This window comes from Chryseobacterium viscerum (genome assembly GCF_002899945.2).
GTDB classification, from domain to species: domain Bacteria; phylum Bacteroidota; class Bacteroidia; order Flavobacteriales; family Weeksellaceae; genus Chryseobacterium; species Chryseobacterium viscerum.
On sequence record NZ_PPEG02000003.1, the window covers coordinates 512,256 to 533,303 of the forward strand.

Annotated in this window: 12 protein-coding genes; 4 read left to right on the plus strand and 8 right to left on the minus strand. The window is 37.4% G+C overall.

All coding sequences use genetic code 11. The features are described 5' to 3' along the window. Positions 1–69: 69 nt before the first annotated feature. The gene (locus C1634_RS08910; protein ID WP_109738258.1) at positions 70–2,433 is read left to right on the plus strand and encodes a patatin-like phospholipase family protein; all 2,364 of its coding nucleotides are present in this window, start codon (positions 70–72) and stop codon (positions 2,431–2,433) included. Positions 2,434–2,533: 100 nt separating this feature from the next. Here the strand turns inward: C1634_RS08910 and C1634_RS08915 are convergent, their stop codons facing one another. The 8 genes from C1634_RS08915 to C1634_RS08950 all read right to left on the minus strand — a co-directional run bounded on the left by C1634_RS08915 (position 2,534) and on the right by C1634_RS08950 (position 14,952). Then, complete coding sequence (locus C1634_RS08915; RefSeq protein WP_103234596.1) at positions 2,534–3,673, minus strand: cytochrome-c peroxidase; 1,140 nt, start codon at positions 3,671–3,673, stop codon at positions 2,534–2,536. Between the two features lie 7 nt (positions 3,674–3,680). Then, the gene (locus C1634_RS08920) at positions 3,681–5,195 is read right to left on the minus strand and encodes a DUF6850 family outer membrane beta-barrel protein (RefSeq protein ID WP_103234595.1); all 1,515 of its coding nucleotides are present in this window, start codon (positions 5,193–5,195) and stop codon (positions 3,681–3,683) included. A 3-nt stretch (positions 5,196–5,198) separates the two neighbouring features. Then, positions 5,199–6,419 carry a DUF4876 domain-containing protein gene (locus tag C1634_RS08925; protein WP_109738311.1) on the minus strand — a complete coding sequence of 407 codons (1,221 nt, stop codon included), beginning with the start codon at positions 6,417–6,419 and terminating at the stop codon, positions 5,199–5,201. Between the two features lie 22 nt (positions 6,420–6,441). Beyond that, positions 6,442–9,237: a TonB-dependent receptor plug domain-containing protein gene (locus C1634_RS08930; RefSeq protein ID WP_109738259.1), complete on the minus strand. Its 2,796-nt coding sequence runs from the start codon at positions 9,235–9,237 to the stop codon at positions 6,442–6,444. Positions 9,238–9,536: 299 nt separating this feature from the next. Next, positions 9,537–11,495 carry a T9SS type A sorting domain-containing protein gene (locus C1634_RS08935; RefSeq protein ID WP_109738260.1) on the minus strand — a complete coding sequence of 653 codons (1,959 nt, stop codon included), beginning with the start codon at positions 11,493–11,495 and terminating at the stop codon, positions 9,537–9,539. Positions 11,496–11,655: 160 nt separating this feature from the next. Then, positions 11,656–12,834 carry an acyl-CoA dehydrogenase family protein gene (locus C1634_RS08940; protein ID WP_103235237.1) on the minus strand — a complete coding sequence of 393 codons (1,179 nt, stop codon included), beginning with the start codon at positions 12,832–12,834 and terminating at the stop codon, positions 11,656–11,658. A 128-nt stretch (positions 12,835–12,962) separates the two neighbouring features. Beyond that, positions 12,963–13,751 carry an NUDIX hydrolase gene (locus C1634_RS08945; RefSeq protein WP_109738312.1) on the minus strand — a complete coding sequence of 263 codons (789 nt, stop codon included), beginning with the start codon at positions 13,749–13,751 and terminating at the stop codon, positions 12,963–12,965. Positions 13,752–13,767: 16 nt separating this feature from the next. Beyond that, positions 13,768–14,952: an MFS transporter gene (locus tag C1634_RS08950; RefSeq protein WP_109738261.1), complete on the minus strand. Its 1,185-nt coding sequence runs from the start codon at positions 14,950–14,952 to the stop codon at positions 13,768–13,770. 176 nt (positions 14,953–15,128) lie between these two features. On the opposite strand from C1634_RS08950, the gene C1634_RS08955 reads away from it, so the two are divergent. Genes C1634_RS08955 through C1634_RS08965 form a run of 3 tightly spaced genes read left to right on the plus strand, consistent with a single transcriptional unit; the run spans position 15,129 to position 21,040 of the window. After that, positions 15,129–18,050, plus strand: a complete 2,922-nt coding sequence (locus tag C1634_RS08955) for a SusC/RagA family TonB-linked outer membrane protein (RefSeq protein WP_109738262.1) — start codon at positions 15,129–15,131, stop codon at positions 18,048–18,050. 11 nt (positions 18,051–18,061) lie between these two features. Continuing rightward, positions 18,062–19,612 (plus strand): RagB/SusD family nutrient uptake outer membrane protein, encoded by a 1,551-nt coding sequence (locus tag C1634_RS08960; RefSeq protein WP_103235521.1) that lies wholly within the window; start codon positions 18,062–18,064, stop codon positions 19,610–19,612. A 3-nt stretch (positions 19,613–19,615) separates the two neighbouring features. After that, positions 19,616–21,040 carry a glycoside hydrolase family 30 protein gene (locus C1634_RS08965; protein WP_109738263.1) on the plus strand — a complete coding sequence of 475 codons (1,425 nt, stop codon included), beginning with the start codon at positions 19,616–19,618 and terminating at the stop codon, positions 21,038–21,040. Positions 21,041–21,048 lie beyond the last annotated feature (8 nt).

The window sequence follows — 21,048 nt, forward strand, 5'->3', positions numbered from 1 at the left end:
ACTTTTTGTGTATCTTTACTACTTATTAAAAACTTTTAAAGTTTAAATCAGATACATTAAGCACTACCAATGAAAAAGATCCTGATATTTTTTGCCATCGCTTTCTCTCTTATTATCAAGTCTCAGCAAAAGAATGATTCTCTGAATATTGCGCTTCAGAATGTGACCAAAGATACTAAATTCGGTCTTGCACTCAGTGGCGGCGGAGCAAAAGGATTTGCCCATATCGGAATTTTAAAGATGATCGATTCATTGGGAATCAAGGTGGATTATATCACAGGAACCAGTATGGGAGGAATTCTTGGAGGCTTATATGCAATGGGGTATAATGCTGACCAGCTGAAGCATACAATCTACAAAGTGGATTGGGGCAGGATTCTGAGCAATAAAATGCCATACAACAAAGTCAATATCAGTGAGAAAGACGAATATGACAAGTATATTCTGGAGTTTCCGGTAGTAAAAGGGATTCCAACTCTTCCAAGTTCTTATATTGAAGGACAATACATGGGGGAAGTGCTTAATAACCTTACTTTTAATGCAAAACACATTAACGATTTCAGCAAATTAAGAATTCCTGTACAACTCACCTCTTCCGATATTGTAAATGGAGGTCTTGTGATGCAGAAAGAAGGGTCTTTGCCACTGGCTATCCGTGCTACATTGGCAATTCCAGCAGCTTTTGCACCGGTTTATATTGATGGGAAACTTTTGGTAGATGGAGGATTAGATCGTAATTATCCCGCCAATGAAGTCCGTGAAATGGGAGCTGACTTTGTGATCGGAGGCTATACCGGTTTCAGGCTTTTTACCAAGAAGGAGATTGAGAACCCAATGAAGATGATTTATCAGACTCACGCCATTCGTTCGGTGGAGGATTTCAAACATCAGAAAGAGCTGTCTAATATCCTGGTAGACTTTGTAGATCCATTAGGAGATATTACAACGAAGGATTTTGCCCAATTCAGAAGAATCATTAAAATAGGGGAAGTGGAAGCCAGAAAGCACCTTCCTGAGTTTGTCGCTTTGGCAGAAGCCCAACGAAAGTTAGGCATCAAGTATGAACATACCATGATTGAAGAAGTGAAACTGCCTACAACAAAATTCACCTTTAATGAAGAAGACGGAACTCCTATGGCGGATGCTGCAGAGATTGAAGTATTGAAAAAGCAAATGGGGCTTACAGAAGGGAAGTATTACGATGCTAAAACCATCAATGAAGCAATAGACAGAGTATTTGGAATGCGCCAGTACACAAAGGTGTATTATACGTATACCAATGAAAATGATGGACTGGTGATGAATGTTTTTGTAAAAAGAGCGAAAAAAGGAGCTTTTAAACTGGCTCTGCACTATGATACGGAACAGTCTGTCGGGATTATCATCAACTATACTTACAGGAATATCCTTTTGAACAGATCAAGATTTTTGGCAACGGTAGATATTTCAGAACGTTTCAAGGCTAAAGTTGCTTATCAGCAGTTCTTAGACAGCGGAGAGCGTTTATGGCTGGATCTGGAAGCTAAAATGGTTAATCTTAAGAGTAATGACCTTAACTTCAGACTGTATGATGTAAATGAAGATGGCGGTGACCGTTTTCCTAACCATATGTACCGTAATATAACCGGTAAGATTGCCCTGAATTATAATATTACTCCAAATGCATACCTGTCACTGGGAACGGAATTCAGTACAGAAAGAATGTACAGTTTACTGGACAAAGTAGATCAGTCAAAAGTAGATAATTACAGTAAAAAACTATATAATCACAGCAATTTCAATACATTCCTTAAGTTTGAACAGAATAATCTTAATAAAAGATACTTTACAACAAGAGGGAACCATCTTCAGGTGAGCACAAGATTTTATTACGGTGACAGGTATCAGCTTTATGATCTTGAAACAGTACAACCTATTTTAAATCTTATACTAAACCCTGAAACGGAAGGGTATTTCCGGCCTAAAAACCTGATATCTTTTACTTTAAATGAAAATTTCTATCATCCGATTACAAGAAGGCTGACCGTAAGGGCAAATGTTTTTTTAGGGGCAAGTTTTGGGGAGGAAAAAGAGTTTGATATTCCGTATCTTTTCCTCAATCAGAAATATAATCTCGGAGGGAGTGAATATAATTATGATCTGCTAAGTCCTGAATTCAATGGTCTTCGTCAGAAAGAGCTTCCTATGACTTCGGTTGCCAAGGCAGCAATATCACTTCAGTACAGAATTATGAAAAAACTCTATCTTACACCTTCTTTCAGCTATGGGAAAGTGAGTGAAGAGCTTTCCCCTTTTAATAACAGTTTCGATATGTTTGGGTATGGAGTAAATCTTGGATATGAATCTCTTATCGGGCCTATCAGTTTGAATGTTTCCAGAAACAGCCAGCTTGATTTTTCAAGGATCTATTTCAGTGTTGGATTTAAATTTTAAGGAATAATTGATATCAATTTAAAAGGCATTAAAAAAATCCTTTCATCTAAATAACTACTTTAGATAAAAGGATTACTGCTAATGGTATCAATTAATTAATCTATTTTCTTGGGATTTCCGGTCTTGGCATTTTATAATAACTTCCGGACATACTTTTTAAAAATGAAACGATGGCATCCATTTCCTGCTCATTCAGATGTAAAGGTTGTATCAAATGGTCGGTAACAGGAAAATTAGGATCAGCTTTCTTTTCTTCGGGAGTAGGATTTATCATCTGCATACCGCTGTTGTATAGGCTGACAATCCCATGCATATCATCCATTAGTCCGTTATGCATCCATGGAGCCGTATAATCCAGATCTCTCAGAGAAGGGGTTTTAAACTTTCCTGTATCATCTGAGTTTTTAGTGATATGATACAGGCCAAGGTCTTCATACTCCCTTTTGTAATAGGTAAGTCCAATATTGTGAAAAGATTCGTCTGTCAGGTATTTCCCATAATGACAGTTCATACACCTTGCCTTAGTCCGGAATAAATGCATGCCGTAGATTTCCTTATCACTCATGGCTTTGTAATCTCCTTTCATAAACTTGTCCAGTTTACTTGGCTGGCTTCTGATCGTTCTTTGGAAAGTTGCCAACGCTCTGGCGATTTGATCAAATGTAATCTTGTCGCTCTGATAGACTTCTTTAAAAAGCTGTCTGTATTCTTTCAATTTAGACAGTTTTCCGGCGAGTTTTTCCGGTTTCATGTTCATCTCATTATGAGCGGAAATAGGTCCTACAAGTTGTTCTTCCAGTGTTTTGGCTCTTCCATCCCAAAAATAAGAAAGACGGTCTGCGATATTGAAAAGAGACGGTGTATTTCTTTTTCCCTGTAAATGATCGGTTCCCAATGCGACTTCCTGACCATCTCCCCAGCCTAGCTCAGGATTGTGACAGCTGCTGCAGGATACCTGGCTGGATGAGGAGAGCTTTGGATCAAAAAACAGCTTTTTCCCCAGCATTACTTCAGGAATCTCCTGCGTGTCATAATAATTGGAGTCCCATTCTATAGCCTCAAATTCTTTCCAGTTGACACCTTCATCCACTGAAGGTTTAGGCCAGTATTGTGAAGGTTTTTTATATTGTTCCACAGCTTCTCCATAATCTATTTGATACTTTTGAATAGTATGCTGCATACAGAATAGTGAAACTCCTCCAAGGACTGCGACTAACTTAAGATCTGAAAATTTTATCATAATGTGTTTAAAAAATACTTCCTATACTGACTGAAAATAGTGTGTTACTATTACTTTTAAAATTGCTGTATATCATCTTACCTCCTACAAAAGCAGTCTTGATAACAGGGAAGCTGAAATGAAAATTAATATCAAGCTTTGCCTGCCAGAAATCTGAAGACTGAAAGGCATAATTTTCCTGAAGCATAGTATTGATAGACGGTTTTCCGGAATTATTGAAAAGAGCATCTTTTTGATAGACATTGGTTGCAGAAAGTCCTGCGATTACAGATAATACCTGCTGATGATTGAAAGTTTTCAGCCACTGATAATCTGCCCCATACATCATCTTGCTCAATTCTATTTTTGATGCGGGGCTGCTGTATTTTTCCTTTTCCTGAGCCCATCCAAAGAAAGGAGACAGAGAGGAGGTGGCTTTTTCATTCCCCAGTTGCACCAGTCCTTTAAAAACAAGACTATTAACCTTGTGATTATATTTTTCCACACTTCCTATCTGTATGTAGTTTCTTGAATTTTCATTCAGGAACAGGTTCTCAGTGCCCTTGCGTTCTGTACTGTTTCCTTCGGCAGAAACTCCCCAGACTATTTTTCCGGAATCAAAGAATTTTCCCGCTGAAAAAGTAAGCTGTCGTTCATCAATTTTGGAAGCGTTGAGATCTGCATATTCCGTCAATAGCTTATCGAGATTAAACTTTTTTAGCCCCATATTCAGGTACCAGCTTCTGTTGTCTGCTTCAAAGATCTGTAAACCTCCTCCATAAGACCAGCCTTCATAATACGCCTGGCGGAGCTTTCCTGAAAGCAGTTCATTGTAATTTCCCAGCCCGCTCATATTATAGATCATAGGGTATCCCTGATTGCTCACAAAGCTCAGATAATGCTTCTGAGTATATTTTTCAGCATTCAGATAAGCTCCGATTCTGAACTTCTGAAACATCAGTTTATTGGCCCCTATGGCTAGGGAAAACTGGGCTGCCGTATTTTTAGGGCGTGGATCTACATCTCTGTAGCTTAACGTAGCCTGATAACTTCCGGTAATCCCCAGGGTGTAGGTATTGATCTTTTTAGAATATCCTCCTGAAAAGCTATAATTTTCAAACTTCATATCACCACCTACACTATCGGCGGCTACGTAAGGATAGATACGCTCATAGTCTGCATTTTCGTTCCATACCACCTGCTTGTTTTTCCCCTGAGTATAGGAAGCATTGCCCCATACTGATGTTGTATCATCGAGATTCTGTAAGCTGCTTGCTTCCGCACCCCAAAGATTTTTCCCTTTGCCTTTTTGCTGGATCTGATTGGGCGTTTTGCTGTTTTCAGTAAATACATTGAAAGTCGTAATGCTGTATTTCCTCGCTCCCGCATGGCTGGCAGGATTGATGGTGATACTGTTTTTAATAAGCCTTTCATAGCTGTATTCTTCACGTACTCTTTCTATGATGGTGTCATTGATCTGAGCCTTGAGTTGTATACCTGAAAAGGAGATCAGCAGGATGGAGATGGAAAGAAAATGTTTCATTTTTTAATTAAATAAAGATGGTTTTACACCATGTTCAAAATCTGCTGTAGAGTTGTTGGTATCTTTAAGAATATTTTTACCGTCTATTGTTTTTCCTGTCACTTTTCTGCGGACAGCTTTACCAAAACGATTTTTATCTCCATCAAAAGTGGTTACTGAAGTCCATCCCATATCCAAAGAAGGGGAAGTTACCAGCCATTGGAATGAATCCTGTACACTTAGATTTACAGCATCTATTATCCATTCATTTGGAATTTTGACAGCAGTTCCGTCCATAGGATATACATCACCGCCTATAGTAAGGTTGTAGGTATAAGTGTATGAGTTTTGACCGATCAGGGCCTGATTTGTCATCCCTTGTGGCATACGCGCCAAAGCATAGGCATAATATCCCTGTGTATGAATCACCATTTTTTCAAAAACATTCACCATTTTCGGAACCGCAGGATTGTCGATATCATCAGAATCTTCTTTGAAAATCTGGAAATTAGCATTGGAAAGATTAATAGATGAAGGATTAAAATCTTTATGATTAATGGCATCTTCTGCAATAATAATGGATTCTCCGGCTTTTACAGGATACATTGTTCCGTTTCCTGGAATTCTGATAATAGCACCCGCAGACAACGTAGTTCCCATGATATTGGGGCTGTAATCCTGTTTCTCATTGGTCATAAAACTGGATTGTATCAATAACATACCATCTGCATACAAAGTTTTGTCCGTATTATTGGTGATTTTAAAGTACTGATCACCGAAATACATGGCTCCCTGTGGTGTTTTAGTTCCGGTAAAGAAAACCTCTTCCAGGATAAGATCATTGCTGCTTCCTGATTTTAAGGACAAATCCAGCGTCTTGCTTGTTTCGCTTCCGTTAATCACTATTCCGTTTTGTACCCCGGCAACTTTAGCTTCTGTCGGACCGGAATTGTCAGCATAGATGATGCTTCCTTCTGCAATGATGTTATAGGTCCCTGAAGGAAGAACAACCTGGAGAGTATTGGTGTTTTTAAGCTCTTGGGTAATCGTAAATCCCGAATTAAGTTCTTTGAAACTTATCGTAAGATGTTTGTATTCTTTAACCTGAATATTATCAGGAACTACTTTGAGTTCCAGTTTTAATGAAGTCTTTGCTTCCGAAGCATCATTGGAATCTGAAGAACAGGCTGTAATAGCAATTGCTGCACACAATACGAGCAGCGTTCTTAATACATGTTTTAACATAACTTTATTGAATTGAAATTGTTTATAAATTGAAATTGATTTCCATTCCGAAATAAGGATCATAAGCTCCTTTTCTGTTGATGGTAAATCCGTTGATGTTGTAAGGGGTATAATAGCTGAATAACCTGTTCGCAAACATGGAGACAACAACCGCTTTGTTTCTGAAACTTTTGGTTACTTTCAGATTCACATTCATTTCCATAGGTCTTCTGGAAGTGTTGTAGAGATCTTGATTCTGAGCGATAATCAGGCTTTCCAGAATTGTTCCTTTTACGGAATCCGGATTATAAGGAAGCACAGTACCATTCTGATCCACATAATGACTTGGGATTCCGCTCATGGGAAGAAGTTTTCTCATAGAATACCATGAAAACTGGAATGATGAAGAAAAAACAAGATCCAGACGGGGAATATAAGTATCCATCATCAGGTTGGTATTCAATACTTCATTCACGGAGTTGGGTTCCATTCCGTCATATAATCCCAGATAAGGATAAGGTCTTCCATCGATCAACAAATCTCTTCCTCTGTATACCGGAAGGCTGTTGCCATATTTCGTTCGGAACCATGCTCCATTTACAGTAAATCTTGTGTTGATTACAGGAATTCTGTTAGAGGAATATTGAAATTCGATGCCTTCTTTGTCTACTTTGCTGCCGTTTTTTTGAGTAGTATAAAGAAAGTTCTCATTCACTGTCTGGTAGGGAAGTGTGTTCACATCCGGCGGGGAAGTGATGGCATCATGATTCAGTCCTGAAGTATCATATTTTTTGTACTGATATAAGGCATATTCATTCATAGAACGGAATGCATTGCGCATATTTTCTTTAAAAACAGTAACCGATAGCTGGTGTGCCCCTAGGCTGAAATCTATTCTTGCTTCAAACTTTTCATTCACAGCGGGTTCTATATCCGGATTTTGTGGGTTATAAACCAGTGTTTTATAATTGACTCTTCTATAGTTTGGATTATTATGAAAATAATTTAACTGCTGAATGTCTTTGTAAATAAGTTCCGGATACAGGAGATTAAGATCCGGGAACAAGCTTTGCTTACCATATCCTAATATTAAAGCTATGGTTGCTTTTTTATGCATCAAATCAAAAGAAGGGAGTTCCCATTGAAAGTTGGCTCTGGGGTCTGCATACAATTTTCCGTCCATTTTGAAATGAGAAGGCAGATTCATCATCGTATTTCCTCTTAGTCCTAATGCCAGTGTAAGCTTGTGCTTACCTGCTTGTAATGTGTTGATAGATTCCAGAAACAACGCAGAAGTCATATAAGCAGGAACATCACGGTAAGCACGCGGTCTGAATGTCGCTTTGGGATCAATAGGTCTGTAGATGTCAAATAGCTGCCCTTTGCCCCAGTTTTTGCTCATTTGCCAGTCAAATCCGGCATTGAACTCATGCGTTATCGATTTATAATTGATCTGAAAGTTGTTGATCATTTTAACAAACAAATCAAGAGGTTTTCCGTCCACGCTATAGTTTGAAATATAGCGGGGTTCCGGATAGTAGCCATCATATTCCCCTTCAGTTGCTGATAAAGGAAAGGCAGTTGCATTTTCCAGCTGGATAAATTTAGTCTGCTTTATTTTGTCAAATCTTTGGTTAACGGTTGCCTGAATTTCGGTTGATCGATAGAACGAAGGCTCATTTTTAGTATAAGTAAACAGATTGGAAAGGCTCAAAAGATGATTGTTCACTTCATAAGAATTGAGTTCAGACAAATCGATGTCCGGATCAGATTTTGAACCGTCCAATGAACCAGTATAGCTAAGGTTGCTCTGCCATCTAGTCGTTCCACGATCATATTTTTTTTCTTTTATAACGGCCAAGTGAGCGGTTATTCTTTTATAGCTTTCAAGTCGGTCTCTTGGGTCGGATTTTGCATTCAGATAGTCGATACCTGTGTTTATTTTAAGATCTTTTTCCTTATTTTCAAAACCTTTGCTCACCGCGAAAAGTTTACTGTAGCCATCTGCTTTAAATCTTGCTTTCCATTTTGTATAACCGGATTTATTGGTGATTTTTACAATTCCGGAAGTCAGATTTCCATAGACTGCAGAAGGAATTCCGCGAAGAATCTCCACACTTTCAATCTGGTCTGTAGAAATACTTCGCATATCTACACCACTTGTTATATTAAGTCTTCGTTTGAGACCGTTATTCGTTTTATCTAAAAAATCATAGGTATACTGCAGATTAGAATTAGAGTTCAAAGGAGCTCCATCCACCAGGAAAGTAGTCCCCATGGAAGACGTATTATAATCGCTGCCGGGTCTGCCGGTTTCACGAAGACTGATTTTGTTAGCCTGATTCAGGACCGGGTCTCCAGATCTCCCTCCGGGAAGAAGTTCCAAAAGATCGGAAAAGCTTGAAGGCTGTAAATGCTGCATCGCCCGCTGGCTGATCATAGAGGAGGACGTAAGCCCTTTCCCTTCCTTGGCGGTGATAACGACTTCTTCAATAGTATTGAGTTTCTCTGAAAATGGAAAAGCAAATGTTTCAGACTTTGTTACGGATATCTTGCCGGAATACCCAAGAATTCCGTTTTTCCAGGCTTCTATTTTATATTTTCCCGGAATAAGATGTGTTACTGCCATTCCATTGTCATTGGTAGAAGCTGTATAGGTATTTTCTTCAGAAAAAATCTTTATTTCAGATCCTTTTACCGAAGCTTGATCCTTGTTTTTTATTTCAAAGGTGATTGTAAACGGTAGGTTCTGTGCCTTAACTGCTGTAATTGTTGTGAGAAAAATAAGAAAACTGAAAAATCGGAGCCTCAAAGGGAATTGGGAGTCATTATGTACCATCTGGCATTATTCTTTCGGCAAAAGTAACAGGCTCAGTATAAGTTTACTAATTTTATTTAGAATAATTTAAAATAAATGACAAGAATCATTTATGCGATTTTACTATAATTTTTATTAAAAGTTAAAATTGAAGTGCGTAAAATAATAATTAATAATGGATTACGTAATTTAATAGCTGCTAATTTAAATTTATCTCCAATTATTTTTTGTGGAGTTATTTTAATTATTGATACAAAAAAAGCACTTCATTGCTGAAGTGCCAAAATTAACTTGAAATGATATTATGAAGAGGATTGAAGTTATAGTTTTACTTTTTTATGAATGACTTTTCCGTTAGAAAGAGTGACTTGTACCAGATATACACCCGGTTCTAAATTTCTGGATTCAAATAGTGGTTTGTTAACTTCCTGCTGAACAACCAGAGAACCGGAAATACTGTAAATGCTGATGTTTTTAATATCATTGCCGGCTTTGGCAATGATGTGCTGTTTTTGGGTAAAGATATCCGTATTACTTTCGGAAGATGGTGTACCGCCAATTGCTTTATTGAACTGAAGATTATAATATGGAGTAACCACTTCAAAAGTGTAGTTTTTATTCTCCAGATCCTGCAAACTGATTCCTCCGGCTTCACGGTATTGTTTCTGAGAAATGCTTTTGACCAGCGTTTTACTTTCATCAAAAATATAGACAGCAGAAAGTTCATCCTGATCAACTTTTAACTGTAGAACAGTTGGCGTTGCAGATTGTACGATTTCGTTTTCAGAAACCTCTTTAGGAGTGTTTTTGATGTATGGAATTATTTTATTTTCATTATTTTCTGATACTTTCAACAGGTAAACTCCATCTTTTAAAGTAGATAAGTTGCGGTCAGTTGCCGTTCTGCTCTGTATTTTTTCTTTATTGAAATCTGTAATCTCAACCAGTTCCATAGCACCGAGATCAGGTTTTATCTGAGAAGGTAGCAGAGTAGTTTTTTCATTAGTTTTCTCTGCTGACTGCTTCCCGAAAATGGATCCCGCAATCGCCCATTCATTAAGAAGTCCGCCGCTTCTCAAAGTATTGAATTTGACATTGGAAGCCAACGTGAAAGGCAGAATTCCTCCTACATGTCCGATAGGTCCCCAGTAAAAAGAGTCCAGTTTGTACTTGTTCAGATCCCACCATGCATAATATCCACGCTGAACATCGATGGTTTTGGAAGTGTTTTCAGGCGGAATGGCCAGATCTACAGTAGAATGCCCCAGTGTCATAGGCGTTTTATTGTACCAATCGTAGACATCCTTTGGCTTCATACATTGTCTGAGTTTATTATTGGGATTATTGGTGACATCGTTTACAAAGTTGGGTGTAAATAACTTTCGCCATATCACAGGGCCCCATAAAAGACCTCCATTATCCTGAACAACATGATAATTATACTTATCAAGATATTCTGCAGAAATAACTTCCGAAATGTTGTTATTATAGGTTTTATATCCTGTGTTGTTGCAGGTATGAAGAACATTGGCAAGGAATGAGGTAAACGGATAAATATCTTTTTCCAGAACTCCCTTATTTAAGGTTACTCCAGAGAAATCATAAGGACCGTCACCCATATAGGCGTATTTAAATTTGATATTATTAGGATTCGAAATGCTTAATCTTTTTAAAGTAGACATCGCAGCATGAGCTCCCTGGGAATATCCGGCTAAAAAGTACTCATCATAGCGTTTAATCCCAACTTGTGCCAATACTTTATTAGCCGCTGTAATAAAGTCAATGGTAGCCCCTGCTTCAGTGGCATAGTCTACATAAGGATGAACCCCGTCACCAGTTCCCATTCCTACATAGTCAGGTGCCATTAAAATATAGCCATTGAGTACGTAAGACAGTTCAACAACAAATCCTGCAGTTAAAGTTCCCTTGAAATTAGACGGAACATTATGTCTGCTGTCTGTTGTTCCGTGATCTGATACAACGGTTGATAATTTAAATCCTACATTAGGATACATCAGCAGTCCGGTGGCTTTTACAAGAACATTATTTTCATTTTTGGTGTAATAAGTAATCTTGTACCCTTTTAAACCGACATTAAAACCGTTGAGGTAATTGGCAAATTCCGGAGCATCCTGCTCACCCAGATTATTGGCAATAAAATTGATGACTCCCTGTGGCGTTAAATCCAGTTTCTGTTCAGCACTTACCAGATCTCCTGCTTGCTGTGCAAAGTAGAATGGAGCGGTAAGACCCATTAAAATAGTCGTAATTTTTTTCATATTGATGATTTTTTGTGTTCATTAAGGTAATAACTTTAACAAATAGACAAAAATATTATAGCATCAATAATTATTCATTGAATATCAATTCTCTGTAAAGTGAGTAAAATAAAAGAGTCTGGCCGAAGGCCAGACTCTTTCTTTATATTTTTGTCTTTCTTTAAAAAGCGTTGATTCCTGTAATATCTAATCCGGTGATCAGCAAGTGAACGTCATGTGTTCCCTCATAAGTGATCACAGATTCTAAGTTAGCAGCGTGTCTCATCATTGGGAATTCACCCATGATTCCCATACCACCAAGGATCTGTCTGGATTCTCTGGCAATTTCAATCGCCATATTTACGTTGTTACGTTTAGCCATAGAAATCTGAGCCGGAGTTGCTTTGTGAGCATTTTTAAGATTTCCTAACTGAAGGCATAATAACTGAGCTTTTGTAATCTCTGTTAAGAATTCAGCCAGTTTTTTCTGTTGAAGCTGGTAAGAAGCGATTGGTTTTCCAAACTGTTTTCTTTCCTTAGAATACTGAACAGCAGTACAGTGGCAGTCAATAGCAGCACCGATTACTCCCCATGAAATTCCATATCTTGCAGAGTTCAGACAAGATAAAGGTCCTTTTAATCCTGTTACTCCAGGAAGAAGGTTCTCTTTCGGAACTTTTACATTATTAAATACCAGTTCTCCGGTTTTAGAAGCTCTTAAGCTCCATTTATTATGAGTTTCAGGAGTCGTGAATCCTTCCATTCCTCTTTCAACGATCAATCCCTGTACTTTTCCTTCCTCATTTTTTGCCCATACCACAGCGATATCGCATAGGGGAGAGTTGGTGATCCACATTTTAGCCCCATTCAAAAGATAATGGTCTCCCATATCTTTAAAATAAGTTTCCATAGAACTTGGGTCTGAACCATGGTTAGGCTCTGTCAATCCAAAAGATCCGATCATTTCTCCGGCAGCAAGCTTAGGAAGATATTTCATTTTCTGCTCCTCAGAACCGAATTCATTGATAGGAAACATCACCAAAGAGCTCTGTACCGAAGCAGCAGAACGTACTGCGGAATCTCCTCTTTCCAATTCCTGCATAATCAGACCATAAGAAATCTGGTCTAATCCTGAACCGCCATACTCAACCGGGATATAAGGTCCCAATGCTCCGATTTTCCCCAATTCTCTCATAAGATTAGGAATATCTGTATGATTTTGAGCGGCCTGATCAATCTGCGGCATTACAAAACTTTCAACCCAGTCTCTTACAGATTGGCGGATTAGTTTGTGTTCTTCAGTAAGTAAAGCATCAATTCCATAATAATCAGGGATGCTTGTAAGAGGATAATATGACATGATTTTTTGATTTGGTTAAAAATAGCATTTTTCGTGGTGTCTGAGAAATTTTTTTGAAAACTTATCTTGAGATTGGTTTTCAGACAGATAATGCCCTTTTTATTTGTTTATAGGATAAATTCTACATTTTAAACCTCCTCATCATTAGAGATAGGATACTGATTCGTAGAATTATGAACTTCAGTTTTAAATTTATACAGATAAGGCGCTTTATTGGCCGAGCCGTCATACAGTTTTTCCATCCTGTCAAGGATATTTAAGCTTAAAATTTTACGCTGAAAATTATTTCTTCTGAATTTCTGTCCCAAAATAGTTTCATAAAGAGACTGAAGATCTTTCATCGTAAATTTCTCAGGAAGCAGATTACTGGCTGCCACTTCCGTATTAATATTCATTCTAAGGTATTCTAACCCGGTTTCTATGATTCGGTCATGGTCAAAAGCCATCTTGGGTAGGTTGTTGACCTCAAACCATTCACAGCTTTCATTGAAAGCATCAGGAAAAGTATTCGTCAATGAAAAGTCAATAAGACTGCAATATCCTACGGTAACAAATCGTTGAAAAATCCAGTGGTCTCCAGGAACTTCTATTCCTTTATTTTTAAGAAGAATCTGATGAACATTATTTTCTGTACGGTCTATTCTTCCAAAAGTATGAAACTGCTTCAAAAATAAACCTTTAAGATGTGTTCTCTCATGTAAAACCCTTTCAGCAGCCTCTCTCAAATCTTCATCATTGAAAACAAAACCACCCGGAAGTGACCATAAATCAAGATCATGGTATTTTAAAAGAAGAACTTTCAAAATGTTATTATGAAAGCCGAATATAGTGCAGTCAACAGATATATGGGCTACAAAATCTTTTGTATCGATAAGCTCCCGAAGTGTTTCTTTACTTTTTGTGTCTTTGATTTTCATGGCAGTAAAAATAAAACTATTTTCTTTTTGAAACATTAAAAAAGACAAAACTAATCCCAAAAAGAAGAATTACAGAAAATAAAATATATAAAGGATAGAAATTTAAAAGTTTTTTTTCAAATAGTATTGCCATAATAATAGAGCTGACAGAGCTGCCCAGAGAAGAGAAAATAACAATAAGTGAAGTAAAAAGATTGACCTTTTCTTTATCAACCTGGGCAATCATTTTCGAATTGATGACAGGATAAAGGGGAGATAAGAATAAACCTATTACTGGAAATAAAAATAGTATCAATCTTGAATTTACAGATTCAAAATATTGGATTCCTAAAATAATTAGCAGCAATGCTATAATGAAAGCCATGCAGGAAATATAGTAATTTGGTAATGAAAACCTTCGGATGATATTCGCTGTTATTGTTCTTCCTGCATATGAAAATACCGCAAGGAAAGAGGTGGCCTGAAGGGCAAAGAATGAATTGACTTTCAGGTGGTTTTTATAAAAAGACGGAAGCCATGAATTGAATCCCTGTTCTACAAAAACAATAGAAAAAACGACTCCCAGAAATAAAATTACGGTAGGGGTCGTAAATCCTGATAGTTCAGAAAAGATACTCTTATTTTCCAGGGGTTTGGATTCTGATATGTCAATCTTTGAAAGCAAAAAAATAGTGATTGCAGATAAGAAAGCGATAATTAAAAAACAAAATTTCCAATATTCAGAATAAGAACTGGATATCACCCATCCAAAAAAGGTATTGACGACAAAAATTCCGATCATAAAAGAAGCTTCCACATTATTCATCGTTTTTGCCAGTGACTTTTCATCCGAAATATTGTTTCTGATGATCCCAAAGACACAGATCTTGCCAATAGCAAAACACGCTCCGATGATGGCAAACCACAGCTTAAAAAACCAGAAAACCTCTATAAACGGAAGAAGGCAAGAACAAAGCCCGACAATGACCAAAGCCGATATCAACGCTTTCTTCGTTCCTGTTTTGTTAATAAAACCTACTGCAAAAAGAGAAATAAAAGCAATGGGCAAGTCTTTGAAAGATTCTAAAAGTCCCAGTTCTCCGTAGGTTACTTTTTCTTCAGACAACTGCAAAATGATAAGTCCCATACAGTTCAGAACCATTGAAAAAATAAGAAAGGAAAGTTTTAAAGGAAGAGAAATTTTAGAAAGCTTGATGACCATTTTGGGAGACTTCTTTATTGTTTTTTTTTGAAATTTTATGAAATATTGATGCGAAGATAGGGCTTCTAACCCTGAAAAATAAAAGAAAAATTAAAATATTTATGAATAGAATGTTAATTAATTGAAAAAAAATATATTTTTATTGTCTCAATTTGAGAATTAAACAATAACTGTATATGAGTGTAATAATATCAAGAAGCGTAGGAGTGGTTGCCGTCCTCTATTTTACGGCCAACTTCAGTGCCCAGACCACCAAGGCGAAGGACACACTTGCTAAAGAAAACAAAATAGACGAAGTTGTAGTCATCGGGTATGGTACTCAGAAAAAGAGTAATGTGACGGGAGCTATAGCTAGTATTAAAGCCAGCGACATAGAGAATATTCCATCTGGTAAGCCGGAACAGGTATTACAGGGAAGGGCAGCGGGCGTTTCGGTGGTAACGAATTCTGGACAGCCTGGGGCTGCTGCTACAGTACGTGTAAGGGGTATTACCAGCTTTGGGGCAGGAAGTAACAGTCCATTGTGGGTAGTAGATGGTATTGTTGTAGACAATATCGGATGGCTTAATCAATCTGATATAGAAAGTATTGAAGTCTTAAAAGATGGAGCTTCGTCTGCCATCTATGGAGTTTCTGCGGCAAAAGGGGTAATTCTAGTTACCACTAAAAAAGGGAAAAAAGGAAAACTGACTCTTTCTTATAATGGGTTTTATGGTTTTTCAAATGCTTCAAAAAAACTGGATCTCTTAGATGCTACACAATATGCCAAAATCATCAATGAAGGTTTTGTTAATGATGGAGGTGCTCCGAGGTTTACTAACCCAGAATCACTCGGAAAAGGAACAAACTGGCAGGATGCTATTTTCGGAACAGGTGAAAAATCTTCTCATGAAGTAAGCATTACGGGAGGAAATGAAAAGTCGACATACTACACCTCATTCGGCTATTTTGATCAGTCAGGTATTGTAATGAGTGATATCTCTAATTACAAAAGAATCAATGCCAGATTTAACTCAACACATAAAGTTACAGACTATCTGACGATAGGTCAAACCTTTGCATATACCCACGTGAAATCTCAGGGAATAAGTGCAAATGAAGAATACGGAGGGCCATTAGCATCAGCAGTTAACTTAGATCCTACTACTCCGGTTGTTGTAACAGATTGGTCAATGGTAGATCCTAGTGGTTATACCAATCCTTACATTATTCGTGATCCTGAAGGACGTCCTTATGGAATTTCCAGATATGTAAATCAGGAAATGACAAACCCGCAGGCTTTTCGTCACATACAACAAGGCAATTATAACTGGTCAGATGATTTCGTAGGAAATGTTTTTGCTGAACTTAAGTTTCTTGATCATTTCACATTTAAGTCCAGCTTGAATGGAAAGAAATCCTATTGGGGAAGCCGTACTTTTACACCGAAATATTATTTAAGTCCTAATTATAACAATACAAGTTTCAACAGCTTGAATAAGGTGGAAGAAAATAAATTCGAATGGAGTATGGAAAATACTTTAACCTATCAGAATAAGTTCGGAGATCACAATATCAACATCATGGTAGGCCAGGGAGTTTACCGATATAATATTGCTGGTGGAACCAGTCTTACATATAGTAATCTGCCTATTGATAATTGGCAGGATGCTTCCTTCAACTTTAATATTCCGCAGGATAATATTACTGCTACAGGATGGGATGGGATTCAAACCCGTAAAGCATCTTATTTTGGTAGGATTATTTATGATTATGCAGACAAATACTTATTTACAGGAACAATTCGTAGAGATGGTTCTTCAAAATTTGCTACCAATCAGCATTGGGGAACTTTCCCATCTATGTCTTTAGGATGGAATATTCATAAGGAAAATTTCTGGCCTGAAAATAAGATCGTTAATAACGTAAAATTAAGAGGGGGTTACGGTGTTTTAGGAAATGATGAGATGGATAATTTCAGATTCGCAAGTTTCATGGTTTCCGGAAGCAACTATACCAATTCTGGTAATAATATCATCATTGGTTATGCACCAAGTACGTTGGAAAACCCAAACCTGAAATGGGAGCAGACCAGCCAGTTGAATATTGCAGCTGATTTAAAATTATTCAATAATTTCACTCTTACCGCAGATTGGTACAAAAAGAAAACAACAGATATCCTTAGACAAATCAATATTCCCGGCTATGTAGGAGTTCCTAATTTACCTTGGTCAAATGTAGGAGATATGGAGAACACAGGAATAGAACTTGAACTGGGGTACAAAAAGAACTGGGAGGATTTCGGTATCTCAATTAATGGTAATTTCGCTACAATAAAAAACAAAGTTCTTAGACTTGAAGACGACATTCAATACTTCAACCTGGCTTCTTTCCAGACAATGGGAGCTGTTTCAAGAGTTGAGGTAGGACAGCCTTACGGATCATTTTACGGACAAACTTATAGTGGTGTTTTCCAAAACCAGGCACAAATCGACAATTATGTAAATTCAAATGGAGTAAAACTATTACCTGATGCAAAACCGGGAGACTTTATCTGGCAAGACAACAACGGAGATGGTAAAATTGATGATAATGACAAAGTAAACTTGGGAAGCTCTATACCAAAATATACCTTCGGGCTTACTGTGAATCTTAATTATAAGAATTTTGATTTGATGATGTTTGCACAAGGACAGGCTGGTAACAAAATTTTCCAGGGTCTGAGAAGATTGGATATGCTTGATACTAATTACCAGACAAGAATTTTAGACAGATGGACGGGGGAAGGATCTACTAATGACAATCCAAGAGTTACTCGTAATGACCCTAACCATAACTATTCATGGATGTCAAATTATTACCTGCAGAAAGGAGATTATGTACGGTTGAAAATTGTTCAGCTAGGATATACAATTCCTAAGGATGTTACCCAACGTTTCGGAATGAGTAAAGTAAGACTGTATATCACAGGAGAAAACCTTGTTACTTTCACAAAATATACGGGATATGATCCGGAAATTGCAGGAAGAAACAATTCTGAACAGGATATTATTGGTGTCGACAGAGCTTACTATCCACAAGCCAGAACATTCCTGATAGGGGCTAATATTCAATTTTAATGACCAACAAAATGAAAAATAAAAATTTTATATATAAAGGACTTGCCGTTGCGTTTCTGACAGGTCTAAGTTTTACCAATATTGCTTGTAGTGATTCGTATCTGGATAATGTACAGAATTCAGGATCTTTTAATACTGATTTGTATTTCCAGAATGAGCAGCAGTCTTTTAGTGCATTGGTTTCCGTGTATGACATTTTAAGAAAATATTCTGGCGGATTCGAGAATACAGTGACCTTTTTTAATGCAGGATCTGATGATTTTTATTCCGGTGGAGGAAATTCTAATGATGGAGCAGGTATTCAGGGACTAAACAATTATATGATCAATCCTAATACGGTACCTGCCAGCTACTGGAGAGACTACTATCAGGGAATTGCGCGTGCTAATCTTTTAATAGAAAGAGTTCCGGGGGCTTCTATGAGTGATGATATTAAAAAAAGATATATTGCGGAAGCTAAAGTTCTTCGTTCATTGTATTATTTTGAACTGTTAAGGATGTTTGGAAATATTCCTTTGATCCTCAAATCAGTAAAATTCGATGATAACTACTGGAATGTTCCACAGGCTAAACCAAGTGATGTATATACACAGATAGAAGGTGATATCAATGCTGCCATTCCAGATCTGATGATGGTATCAAGTGGTAATGATAAAGGCCGAATCACACAAGGAACAGCCAGAGCCATCTTAGGCAAAATCTATCTTTATGATAAAAAAATGCCTGAAGCAGCTGCACAGTTTTTAGAAGTAAATGGCACTCCTGGAGGAACCAGCCAGTATGGATACAAACTTGTGGCAAATTATGCAGACTTATTTAAAGTAGGACCTGAATTATCAGATCCGTATAAATTTTCAACAGAATCTATCCTTGAAGTAATGCATACCAATAAAGGAAACTCCGATTGGGGATTCTGGGGACAGGGTAAAGATGAAGGAAACTCTATCAATGTAATGGTAGGACCTCGTTCTTATTCACTAAAAAACATTCCGAATAATAATGCACCTGATATCTATTCTGGCTGGGCTTTTAATACAGTAACAGAAAACTTTGTTGCTTTTATGCAGGGAGATCCAAGACTAAATGTGACTGTTTTTGATGCAAAAAAACTGGTAACAGATGGTAAAATCACTTACAGCCCGGCATTTGCAGATACAGGATATTTTTTAAATAAATATTTACCTACAAACAGCTTAAAAAGCTCACTTCCAGGTCCAGCCGAACTGAACTTCAGACAAAATTATATCGCTATAAGACTTGCAGATACCTATCTGATGGAAGCCGAAGCTTTAGGAGGTGCTGGAGGAAGAGCTCAGGCTTTGTTAGATGCAGTAAGAGCAAGAGTAGGTTTAACATCAGTTCCTGTTTCTTTACAGGCTGTTAAAGATGAAAGAAGAAGAGAACTTGCAGGAGAAGGTCACAGATGGTTTGACCTTGTAAGATGGGGAGATGCTCCTTCAAAGCTTTCATTCAAAGGATTTAAAGCAAATAAAAACGAGATTCTTCCAATTCCATTCAATGAATTGCCGAATACTGCTTTAAAACAAAACCCAGGATACTAAAACATGAAGTTTCACAACTTATATAGTTTCTTTAGAGGTGCCGCACTACTTAGTGGTGTGGCCCTTTTTCCTTTATCGTGTACATCAGTTGCTTCCAATAAAGGAAACGAAGTACAGTATTGGCTTACAAAAGGCGATGAAACCGTAAAATTACAGCTGCAGACTCCGGTTAAATTTGTAAATAATTCCAACAGCTTTCAGAATATTGAAATTGACGATTCTCAAAAGTTTCAATATGTTGATGGTTTTGGATATACATTGACAGGAGGAAGTGTTGAGGTAATCAACCGATTGTCTCCTTCCAAAAGAAAAGCATTGCTTAACGAACTTTTTGGAAACGATAAAAATTCAATCTCCATTAGTTATTTAAGATTAAGCATAGGAGCATCCGATCTTGATGGGGAAGTATTTTCATATGACGATCTGCCTGCGGGGCAAACCGATGCTTCCCTTTCAAAATTCAGTCTGGCAAAAGATAAAGTACTTATTGCCATGTTGAAAGAAATTTTAGCAATCAATCCGAAAATAAAAATCATTGCAGCACCATGGTCTCCTCCAGTTTGGATGAAAGACAACGGGAAATCAAAAGGAGGAAGCCTGAAACCTGAATTCTATGGAGCCTATGCTCAGTATTTTGTAAAATACATCCAAGGGATGAAAAAAGAAGGCATTACGATTGATGCCGTAACTCCTCAGAATGAACCTTTGCATCCTGGAAATAATCCAAGTTTGTATATGCCATCAGAACAGCAGGGGGATTTTATAAAGAACCATTTAGGTCCGGTTTTTAAAGCTAACGGAATCTCTACCAAAATTGTTGTTTATGATCACAATTGCAACAAACCTGAATATGCTATTGATATTTTAAAAGATACTCAAGCTAATCAGTATATAGACGGATCCGCTTTTCATTTGTATGAAGGAGATATCTCTGCATTAAGCACTGTGCATGATGCTTTTCCTGATAAAAACCTATACTTTACCGAGCAGTGGACGGGTTCAAAAGGAACTTTTACTGAAGATCTAAACTGGCATACCAAAAATGTAATCATCGGTTCTATGAGAAACTGGAGCAAAATTGCTTTGGAATGGAATCTTGCAAACGATCCGAGATATGCCCCGCATACAGACGGTGGATGTACAGAATGTAAAGGAGCTATTACGGTTTCTGATAGTGAAAACTTTACCAGAAATGTAGCCTATTATATTATTGCCCATGCTTCAAAATTTGTTCCTGCAGGTTCTCAGCGTATTGCTTCTACGCAGACTGATAAGCTTTCAACAGCAGTTTTTATGACTCAATCTGGGAAAATAGTTTTAATTGTGCAGAACGATAATCAGGAAGATGAAAATTTTAATATTAAATTTGCCGGGAAAACTGCTGCTGTAGCAATTTCGGGACGTTCTACGGCAACCTATATTTTTTAATTCGATAC